Source organism: Acinetobacter sp. YH12120, assembly GCF_013418795.1.
GTDB classification, from domain to species: Bacteria; Pseudomonadota; Gammaproteobacteria; order Pseudomonadales; family Moraxellaceae; genus Acinetobacter; species Acinetobacter towneri.
In genome coordinates, this window is record NZ_VPBI01000017.1 from 38,504 (window position 1) to 48,444 (window position 9,941).

11 protein-coding genes are annotated in these 9,941 nt (G+C 38.8%); 6 read left to right on the forward strand and 5 right to left on the reverse strand.

Annotated features, from left to right (window positions below):
- Positions 1-45 precede the first annotated feature (45 nt).
- The 3 genes from FTU58_RS10930 to FTU58_RS10940 form a co-directional block, all read right to left on the reverse strand.
- A complete protein-coding gene (locus FTU58_RS10930) occupies positions 46-480 on the reverse strand; it encodes a CBS domain-containing protein (protein ID WP_004976604.1) in 435 nt (144 codons plus the stop codon).
- A gap of 119 nt (positions 481-599) precedes the next feature.
- Positions 600-974: a DUF2750 domain-containing protein gene (locus FTU58_RS10935; protein ID WP_004976601.1), complete on the reverse strand. Its 375-nt coding sequence runs from the start codon at positions 972-974 to the stop codon at positions 600-602.
- Positions 975-1,125: 151 nt separating this feature from the next.
- Entirely contained in the window at positions 1,126-1,359 is a 234-nt protein-coding gene (locus FTU58_RS10940) for a hypothetical protein (RefSeq protein WP_004976599.1), read from the reverse strand.
- A gap of 219 nt (positions 1,360-1,578) precedes the next feature.
- On the opposite strand from FTU58_RS10940, the gene FTU58_RS10945 reads away from it, so the two are divergent.
- Together FTU58_RS10945 and FTU58_RS10950 are read left to right on the forward strand one after the other, a co-directional pair.
- Complete coding sequence (locus tag FTU58_RS10945; RefSeq protein WP_004976597.1) at positions 1,579-1,938, forward strand: hypothetical protein; 360 nt, start codon at positions 1,579-1,581, stop codon at positions 1,936-1,938.
- A 126-nt stretch (positions 1,939-2,064) separates the two neighbouring features.
- Positions 2,065-2,382, forward strand: coding sequence for a hypothetical protein (locus FTU58_RS10950; RefSeq protein ID WP_004976594.1), 318 nt, complete (start codon positions 2,065-2,067; stop codon positions 2,380-2,382).
- Here the strand turns inward: FTU58_RS10950 and FTU58_RS10955 are convergent.
- Together FTU58_RS10955 and FTU58_RS10960 are read right to left on the reverse strand one after the other, a co-directional pair.
- Positions 2,279-3,919 (reverse strand): pitrilysin family protein, encoded by a 1,641-nt coding sequence (locus FTU58_RS10955; RefSeq protein WP_131261451.1) that lies wholly within the window; start codon positions 3,917-3,919, stop codon positions 2,279-2,281. The genes FTU58_RS10950 and FTU58_RS10955 overlap by 104 nt on opposite strands.
- A 12-nt stretch (positions 3,920-3,931) precedes the next feature.
- Complete coding sequence (locus FTU58_RS10960) at positions 3,932-5,266, reverse strand: pitrilysin family protein (RefSeq protein ID WP_225530726.1); 1,335 nt, start codon at positions 5,264-5,266, stop codon at positions 3,932-3,934.
- Between the two features lie 187 nt (positions 5,267-5,453).
- Between FTU58_RS10960 and ftsY the strand changes: the two genes are divergently transcribed.
- The 4 genes from ftsY to FTU58_RS10980 all read left to right on the forward strand — a co-directional run bounded on the left by ftsY (position 5,454) and on the right by FTU58_RS10980 (position 9,481).
- Positions 5,454-6,560: a signal recognition particle-docking protein FtsY gene (ftsY, locus tag FTU58_RS10965; RefSeq protein ID WP_004976589.1), complete on the forward strand. Its 1,107-nt coding sequence runs from the start codon at positions 5,454-5,456 to the stop codon at positions 6,558-6,560.
- A gap of 206 nt (positions 6,561-6,766) precedes the next feature.
- Positions 6,767-7,453, forward strand: coding sequence for a nitroreductase family protein (locus FTU58_RS10970; RefSeq protein WP_096901452.1), 687 nt, complete (start codon positions 6,767-6,769; stop codon positions 7,451-7,453).
- A 574-nt stretch (positions 7,454-8,027) separates the two neighbouring features.
- Positions 8,028-8,621, forward strand: coding sequence for a nitroreductase family protein (locus FTU58_RS10975; RefSeq protein ID WP_004976581.1), 594 nt, complete (start codon positions 8,028-8,030; stop codon positions 8,619-8,621).
- Positions 8,622-8,815: 194 nt separating this feature from the next.
- The gene (locus FTU58_RS10980) at positions 8,816-9,481 is read left to right on the forward strand and encodes a DUF2057 domain-containing protein (protein ID WP_004976580.1); all 666 of its coding nucleotides are present in this window, start codon (positions 8,816-8,818) and stop codon (positions 9,479-9,481) included.
- The last annotated feature ends 460 nt before the right edge of the window (positions 9,482-9,941 follow it).

A 9,941-nucleotide genomic window follows, 5' to 3' on the forward strand; every position in this document is an offset into this window, starting at 1 on the left:
TGTTTATCTTTACTTTATATTTTGCAGGTTTTATAAAACAGTGACTTAGCTTGCAATATATTGTTGTAACTGCTCGATCAGTTTGCGTTGATCATCCATAGTCGCTTTCACCAAGTCACCAATCGACACTAAACCTACCAACTGCTCACCTTCAAGTACAGGTAAGTGACGTAAATGATGGTCAGTAATTAAGTTTAAGCATTCTTTCACACTGGTGTTTTTGGTCACGGTCAGTACTTTAGCAGTCATAATTTCACTAACCGTTGTGCTTTTAGAAGTTCGTTCCATCAAAATAACTTTACGGGTGTAATCACGCTCAGACAGAATACCAACCACATGATTGTTTTGATCGGTAACCACCAACGCACCAATGCCTTTTTCAGCCATTAAACTAATTGCTTCTAAAACCGTTGCTTCTGGGCGAATTGTGTAAATTTCGTGATGTGCTTTATCTTGTAAAACGTGAGTTACCTTGGTCATATTCTGTGTCCTGATTTGTTGTTTATTGTTTGACTTTTAAAGTAACGTGAATTGTAAAAATTGCAAATACTTTAGAGTCACGATTGTTGATTTTTACGTCAATTCTATTCAGTTTTTATTTAAGCAATATTTAACGCAGGTTCATTAAAAAAGAAATGCTTCATTTGTGAAGTGGTCAGTTTAATTTTTTGACTTGACGAACCAAACAAGGTTGGTGTGACATTTAAACGGGTGAGCGTTGGTAATAAAAAAGTTTCAAAATCCTGCGCGGAAATTTTACGAGGACTATATTGTGGCCAGTGTTTAGCAGCATATTTATGCGCTTGTACCGCATTTAACCAAAAAGGGAAAATATAATCATCGTGATCTGAACTCATTGCCCAACCTTGATGGAATAAACCCCAAAGTACACCGCAGTACATCATTGATTTTAATAGTGTAACTTTAAGCAGAAAATCCTTTGGTAAAGGGTGGAGTTGGTTAATCTGATTCATAATCAAGCAAGGTTGTAAAATTTGGCTATATTGTAAAAAGAATTGATGAATATACCGTTTAAGCTTTGCTTAAAATCGTAAACAAATATGTATTTATGGTTGGAGCATCTAAAAAAAGGGTCAAAAAAAACGCCACCTAAGTGACGTTTTATTATGCTTGCATGGTGGCCATGTTTTGCCAGTATTGCGCTTTCAATGAATCACGTTCTACGCGGAAACCTTGATAATACAGTTCTGCTAAGAACATTGCCGCTTTACCATGTCCTGCACGTGCAGCTTCTTCGAGTTGTTTTACCGCGTCTTGGAAGTTCATTTGTGAATGAATCGTGTTTACTGCATTTGCATAAACATGCTCTAAGTCATGGTGAGAGATCGTTTGAATCATATTAAACTCCTTATTGTAATTATGATTACTTATTTAAGCCTACCTTTTAGGCTTCATATCAATTTAACGCTTTATTGTTAAACTAATATTACAATTTGATTGAATTGTCAAATAATTATCGGGGTTAATGAGCATATTTCAAGTTTACATGATTAAACATTGAACAAGTTTAATTTTGATTAAACTAAAGCTCTAAGCATGATAAAAAAGGAGAACAACATGACAAGATCCGTAGACGGATGTGCTTTTGATGTACCTCCATTGACTTCTCAAATTATTGAGTTGGCACATCATCACCGTAAAAAACTAGATGAGGTAATTTTCCGTCGAGATGTTCATTTAGGTGAATACTGCTTGGCGCAACGTAAACGTGTGGCTGACTTTGCTAAAACTTTAGAGCGAAGCGATCGTATAGAGTTTTATCGTAATTATGATGGTGAATTACTCCGTATTGCCGATGAAGATGAACTGCATCCTGCCGAAGCAGAGGGCGGTGTCAGTGTATTTGCTATTTTCTTGGTGCTTGCAGTCATTGCATTGGTTTTATACTTTGCGGTAATTCGTGGCACGATTGGCTAAAGCTAAATCCTTTGTAGAATTTGTAGAAAAAGGCTCAATTTTTACTGTGACGATACAGTAAAATTGAGCTGTTTAACTTGTACATCTCACAAGGGCATCCTACACTAAGGCGATTAGAGGTAGGTCATGCACAACGCAATTCAAAAAACGATTCAATTTATTTCTCAACTGAAACTCGAGCAAATTTATAATATTGTTGTGCTGAGTATCATTTTTATTATTTTAACTTTAGCAAGTGTTGCGCTTTATCGCCCAGTTGGGGTGCAACAATTTCAAAATGTTGAGCGTTTGTCACAACAATCTATGTATGCCAATACCCAAGACATGGCAGTTCATTTACTCAATCAACGTCCGATTCGTTATGTGCATTATTTAAAGTTGATGCAGGCACATCAAATGGAGCAAGATCGGGCTCAACAACTTCCTGCCTTGGTGCAAGAGTAATTTTTTCTGTTGGCATGTTATTCATATTGTGCGGTGTCGGTGTTAAAGATGTTGGTGCGAGTAAATTGTCCTGCAGCATTTTTACCAATGCGGCTTTATCTAAATGTTCGCTCACAATTACTAAAGTTAAACGATCAGGATGCAAATGTTTGCGAATTGCACGTTGCACATCTTCAGCGGTAACTTTTTCCACTCGTTCTGCATAATCACTTAAATAATTTGCAGGAAGTCGATAAAAACCGATGTGCCCAAGCTGGGCATTAATACTGGCATTGCTGCTGTATTGATTCGGAAATGCACGAATTAAACCTGCTTTGGTTTCTTTTAATTGTTCTAAATTCATAGGTTGTTGTACAAACTGAATTAAGCTCTGGTGAGCGACTTGAATACTATCGAGTAACTGATCTTGGCGCGTAGAATAGCCTAAGCTAAACAAACCCGCTGCTTGGGTAAAACGAAACGAACTGCTAACACCGTAAGTGTAGCCACGTTTTACTCGTAATTCTTTCATCAAAATTGAATTGAAACTGCTGCCGCCCAGCATTTTATTGGCAATTTCTAAAGCCAAATAGTCAGGATCATCCCGTGTAGTCGCAAGTTGTGCAATACTGACATGCGCCTGTTGTGACCGGTAGGGAATATGCTGGATGTTGAAACGTGTTGCAGGTGTAGGCTGTGGCAAAGCTGTTGCTGCAACACCTTGGGCAATATGTGCGCTGATGGTATTGGCAAGTTTTTCTGCTTCTTTTAAGGTTAATTTGCCTGTAATGGCAATGTTCATATTTTGCGCGACCAGAAACTGATCTCTAAATTGTTGTAAGTGCTTTGGTTGAATCCGTTTGATGCTGCCATTGGTGCCTGTAATGGGTTCTGAATAGGCATGTTGTCCGTAAATTGCGCGATATAAGCGAATATTCATTAAACGGCTTGGATTTTCTTGCAGTTGTTTTTGCCCAATTTGTGTATTGCTTTGCACACGCTGGATATTAGAACGCTCAAAAGTTGCATGTTTCAGTATTTCCAGCATCATTTTGACGGCAGTTTGCATTTTCTGCGGATCAGACAGTGTTCTTAGCCGTACCACAAACATATCGCGGTACGCCGTGGTACTAAAACGTGCGCCTGTGGTTTCAAAGGCTGCGGCAATTTCCTCTGCCTTATAACGCTTGGTGCCTTCATCAATCAGTTGGGCTGCCATATTGGCAACGCCAAATAAACCTTTTTCAATTTCTGCATCGCGGGCAGAACCTGCATTAAAAGTCAGTTGGATATCAACCATTGGCAAAGCAGGATTTTCGACAAATAAAGTGCGTACGTGTCGATGATTTTTTAATTCATATACCTGTGGAGCGCGAACATCGACCAATTCATTTACGGCATTTAAACTGTGCAGCAAGCTCAAAGATTGTAAAGGCGTACTTACATCTGTTTCAGCAAAATCATGCGCTGCTCTGGTGGCAGTTTCCATCGCAAAGCCAGCAGAACATAGGCTAAAACTAGTGCTTAAAATAAGCGTGCTGAATAGATGTTTTTTCATGAAAATCACAGTTTAAGGTGTTGTGCTTTGAGGTAATAAATACAAGGTGCTAAGTCTGTCTTTGTTAAAGTAACTTTGCGCAACACGTTGCAGATCCTGGGCAGTAATCGCTTGGAAGTGTTGTGGTAAAACATCGATTAAACGGTGACTGAATCCATTGACTTCCAAATTGCCAATGGTTCGGGCTTGTCCTGCCAAATCATCCTGACTATAAATCCAATTGGCCACAAATTGAGTCACCACGCGCTCAATTTCACTTGAATTGACCAAATCCTGTTTTAGCGTATCCACTTCGTTTTGAATCGCGACCTGTGCTTCGCTTAACGTTACACCTGCTGCAGGCAATGCTGAAATACTAAACAAACTATCCCCACGTTGATACGGGTCATAACTGACACTGACTGAGCTAAGAATCTTATTGTTTCTGACCAAGCGCTGTTCTAAACGTGAAGTAATTCCACTGTCTAACAGTTGTTTGATGATAGTGAGCGCGAAGGCATTTTGAGGATTTTTAGCTGTTGCCAATGAACCGACATTCCAAGCCATATATAAATTAGGAACTTGCACAGTCGCAGACAATTCCATGTGCCGATAACCTAATTGTTCAAACTCCAACACATCATTGCGCGGTGGCGTAGGTGCTTTCGGAATATCTCCAAAATACTTTTGGACTTGCAACAATGCGGCTTGATGATCTACATCGCCCACAATCACTAGAATAGCATTATTGGGGCGATACCATTTTTTGTACCACGCCTGTACATCTTGCAGCTGAATGCTTTGCAAGTTTTTCATGTGCCCAATAATGGGTTGGCGATAATGACTGGTTGGGTAGGCAATCCATTTAAAGCGTTCAAAAGCCAAAGCCCGTGGATTATCATCGGTACGTTGCCGCCGTTCTTCCATTACCACCTTAATTTCAGGCTCAAAGTCTTGTTGGCGAAGTAACAAATTACTCATTCTGTCGGCTTCCAACTCTAAAGCCAGTGGGAAATAAGTTTTGGGATAGAGCTGATAATAATTCGTGTAATTGGTAAAGGTTGCTGCATTGACACTGCCACCATAAATACGACTTAAACGGGTAAATTCATCATTCGGCACCTTGGCTGTACCTTTAAACATCATGTGTTCAAGTACGTGCGAAATCCCAAGTGTATTTCCGGACTCATCGCTACTGCCCACTTTGTACCAAATTTGAGTCATCACCATGGGAGAACGATGGTCTTCACGGATAATGACTTTTAAACCATTGTTGAGTGTGGTTTCAAAAGTGTTATTCGCAGCTAAAACTTCAGCATGGCTAATCGAAGCTGTTAAACCCCAAAGCAACGCACAAACAGACTTCATCGAAAATTGGAACATAAGCAAGTGGAGATCAATCGTTATCGGCTTATCTTTCAGAAATTAAAGCGGAAAGGCAAGGATTGCTGTAGGTATTTTTTTGTATGCGGCTATGTGGTTGGAATACGAGGTAAAAGCAATTGGTTTATGTTAGAATCCGATTTTTTAACGCAATGCTTTTCAAGGATTCGGCATGCAACAGCAATCTAATGGGCAAAATAAATTTTTGATTGATGCTGATATCGGAGATGATGATGTCACATTACCGAATTTACCAGCGGTAAATATTCCGATTGTTGAAACAACACCTCTACAACAAGCAGAAACCTCTGAACATGCTGCAGAAACATCATCAGACACGGATGCGCCTGCGAAAGGTGGTTTCTTTAGTCGCATGAAAGAAGGGTTAACCAAAACCCGTAAAAACTTTGCCGATGGCATGGTGAATATTCTGATTGGCGGTAAAGAAATTGATGATGAATTATTAGAAGAAGTCGAAGAACAACTGTTGGTTGCAGATATTGGTGTAGATGCAACGAAAACCATTATTGCCAATTTGACCGAGCGTACTGCGCGTGGCGACTTAATTTATTCACATTCTTTATATAAGGCTTTGCAAGAAGAATTAGTGGCTTTGCTTGCGCCACGGGTAAAACCTTTACATATTGATGCCAATAAAACCCCTTATGTGATTTTAGTCGTGGGTGTGAATGGTGTAGGTAAAACCACAACCATTGGCAAGTTAGCGAAACGCTTACAAGGCGAAGGTAAAAAAGTCATGTTGGCCGCAGGGGATACTTTCCGTGCTGCAGCGACAGAACAATTGCAGATTTGGGGTGAGCGTAACGATGTTGCCGTTGTTGCACAAGGTCACGGTGCAGACAGTGCTTCTGTTATTTTCGATGCGTTTGAAAGTGCGCGTGCCAAAGGCATTGATGTGTTAATTGCAGATACTGCTGGACGTTTGCATAACAAAAGCAACCTGATGCAAGAATTGACTAAAGTTAAGCGTGTGATGCAAAAAATTGATGCGACTGCACCGCATGAAGTGATGTTGGTTGTGGATGCAGGCACGGGTCAAAATGCCATTAACCAAGTTGAAATGTTTGATGAGGCTGTTGGCTTAACAGGCATCACCATCACTAAACTGGACGGCACTGCAAAAGGCGGCGTGTTATTTAACATTGCAAGCCGTAGCCATGTGCCAATTCGCTTTATTGGTGTGGGTGAAAAAATTGATGATTTACGTCCATTCTCAGCCAAAGCATTTGTTGCAGCACTGTTTGAAACTGAAAAATAAGTTTTGAATTAAGTTTTAAAGCTAAAATGTAAAATGCTGTAAGTTTCACACAAACTTCGCAAAATGCGGAGTTTGTTGTTTTTAGCGGGTTTGAGTGTTGTAAAAAGCAGCAGCTAAAAATACGAATGTGAATAAAAGCACTTTCGTCTATATAGAATAAGAAAAAATATTAGATTGATTTTGATTGGTTTTTTGGGGAAGTCAAAATGACACTGTTAAATAAAATTGGTCATGTGCTTACAGCAGATATCACGAAAGACTTTAAGCTTAAGAAAAAGCCGAACTATGACGCAAATGAACTGACTTTCATCGATCAATTAAAAAAGCGCCGTAGTATTTATGCTTTAGGAAAACGCGTTCATTTTAGCCAAACTTATATGACCGAGCTGATTCAGGAAGCTGTGCGTAGCTGTCCATCGGCACATCATTCACAAAGTACGCGCGTGGTTATTTTATTTTCTGAATCACATAAAAAATTTTGGAATTTAGTACAGGAAGTACAACGTCAGTTTGTACCAGAGCAGGTTTTTGCAGGTACTAAAATGAAAATCGAACAATGTGCAGCAGCTTTTGGCACGGTATTGTTCTATGAAGATCAACAAGTGATTCGTCAATTGCAAAAGAAAATTCCATTTAATGCTGCAGAATTTCCAATTTGGTCGGAGCAAACTTCAGGCATGGCGCAATTTGCAGTGTGGACAGCATTGGCAGATTCAGGCGTGGGTGCATCTTTACAGCATTATAATCCAAACATAGACCGTGCTGTGGCAGAGCATTTTGATATTCCAGATACATGGTTGTTACGTTCACAACTCGTTTTTGGATCAATTGAAGAAGAAGTAACCGAACGGAGTCATGCACACTATCAAAATCAATTTAAAGTCTATGCTTAAATAACAGCATTTGATGAAGATTGGTCAAATCAGCTTATTATTATGTGCTACAAAGAGCGAACCGCAGCATATTTATATTGCAATAGACTGTATCTATAGAATAAAAGGTAATAGGGTCTGTTGACAATTCGTCTATGTTTGCGACTACGCATATTTTTTAGCTGATATAAGGCATGAGGCAGGAAATTTAGTCATTCTAAATGACTGACTCATAACGCAATAGCAGCAAAAAATATGCTCGTCCTTCGCTGCGCCTTGCGCTGCAAACAAAGCAGTGCTTGTTTTTGCTCAGGCTGTGGCTAAAACTTTCTCAGATTGCGTTATGAAACTTGGCAATAGTCTCGCTATTCCCTGCGTTTCATGCCTGATCTGCTCAGTTTTAGCCTACAGCGCAAGCCATTTATGAAATGTCAACAGACCCTAAATGCAGTCACATACATTTGTCACTTTATATAACTATAATCGTTCTATACATAAAACACACTGTCGTATTTTTTGTAATGTTTATGCTGAATAAAAAGCTTAATATCGCTGTATCAATTAATTTATACAAAATTCTGCAGAGGAATTAAAAATGTCATTTTTAAATCAATTAGAAAAACGCCGTTCAATCTATGCACTTGGTAAAAATGTTTCTGTAGATCAGGCAACTATTGAAAGTACAATCAAACAAGCAGTTCGTTTAAGCCCATCTGCATTTAACTCGCAAACTTCACGTGTTGTGACTTTATACGGTGCATCGCATACACAATTTTGGAACATCGTTTTAGAAACTTTACATAAAATGGTTCCTGCAGAAGCATTTGCAAACACTGAAGCAAAAATTAATAGCTTTATTGCAGGTTTTGGTACAGCTTTATTTTTTGAAGATCAAGATGTTGTAAAAGGTCTACAAGAGCAATTCCCGCTATATGCAGACAACTTCCCAGTATGGTCAGAACATTCGACAGGGATTGCACAATTCGCAGCGTGGACAGCTTTATCTGAAATCAATGTGGGTGCATCATTACAGCACTACAATCCAATCGTAGATGAAGAAGTTGCGCAAACTTATGACATTCCTGCAAACTGGAAACTACGTGCACAATTAGTGTTTGGTTCAATTGAAGCACCTGCTGGTGAAAAAACATTTATGGATGATGCAGCACGTTTCAAAAGCTTTAACTAAGCTCTAGCAACACATACTGCACAGACAAAAAAGTAGGATGATGATTCATCCTACTTTTTTGTTTCTGGGGGTAGTGATGTGCCTTACAACTTACTTATTCATGTGCAAATGCCTAAACCCATGAATTGTCATAAAACTGTCATTTATACATTGCATAGTGCAATCAAACTTTAATAAATGATATAGAGTGAAATATGGCATTTAAATTAGGCATAGCAAGTATTGCATTGATGGCTTGTAGTTCAGCATTTTCAGCAGTAACTATTGCAGTACCTGAAGAAATTAAGTTGCTCGCTGTAAATGATCAACAAATTCGTTCAGGTTTATTCAGTTCTGCACAGCAAGTGAAAGTCAATGCGGGTGAAAATGTCATTAACTTGCGTTATCAACAATATTTTGAACATCATAATGGTGCGCACGATATTTTAAAATCAGGCGTCATTACACTCAAAACCCCAATTCTTCAAGATGGCGAAAACTATCGACTCGCTTTGGTAAATCCACCTAAAGACTTCGATGCTGCAAAAGAATTCAAAGATCAACCAAGCGTTGGTTTATATAATCAAAAGAATCAGTTGCTGGTACAACAAACAGGTGCTAAAGCAAACTCAACTGGTTGGTTAGGTGGTAGTTGGCTTAATAAAACTGTAGATACCACTCAAAATAGTGCTGCGGTCAATCAGCCAGCAGCAGTTTATACCGCGGCAGCAGTGTTGCCATCTGAGAAAACCACTTCAGTAACATTGCCTACAGCAAAACAAACACAGGGCAAAGAGCAACAATTGATTCAATTGTGGCAACAAGCCACTAAAGCAGAGCGACAAAAATTCATGTCATGGCTTGCAGAACAAGCCAATTAATGTTGATTTGCAACCAGCTCCATTGAGCTGGTTGTTTTTTGTTATCGCCTTAAAAGGATTTATTTAAAAACCAATCCAGTAACGTGCGAAAAAAAGACAAATTATAAGAAAAGTGTGATAAAAATATGAAATGCGTCTAAAATTTGGGCGGATGGTGCTTTTTTTGAAAAAAAACTAAAAAATATATTGCGTCTATTCAAAAACTGTATAGAATACGCAACACACCAACGCAGTGTTGATTGAATTGGTGCTGTTATTGACGAAATAACAGGAAATCATTAAGAGATTATGAAGAACAACTTGTGTGGATTTTTACTGATTGATTGATCGAAGATATTTCATTGATTGATTGGTTTAAATTACTCGAAGTTTATTTGAGCGAAATTTAAGTCAGAAAATTGATGAGCCAGATTTGGAAGTTTAGATTAAAGCTTCAAAATGATTTTAACTGAAGAGTTTG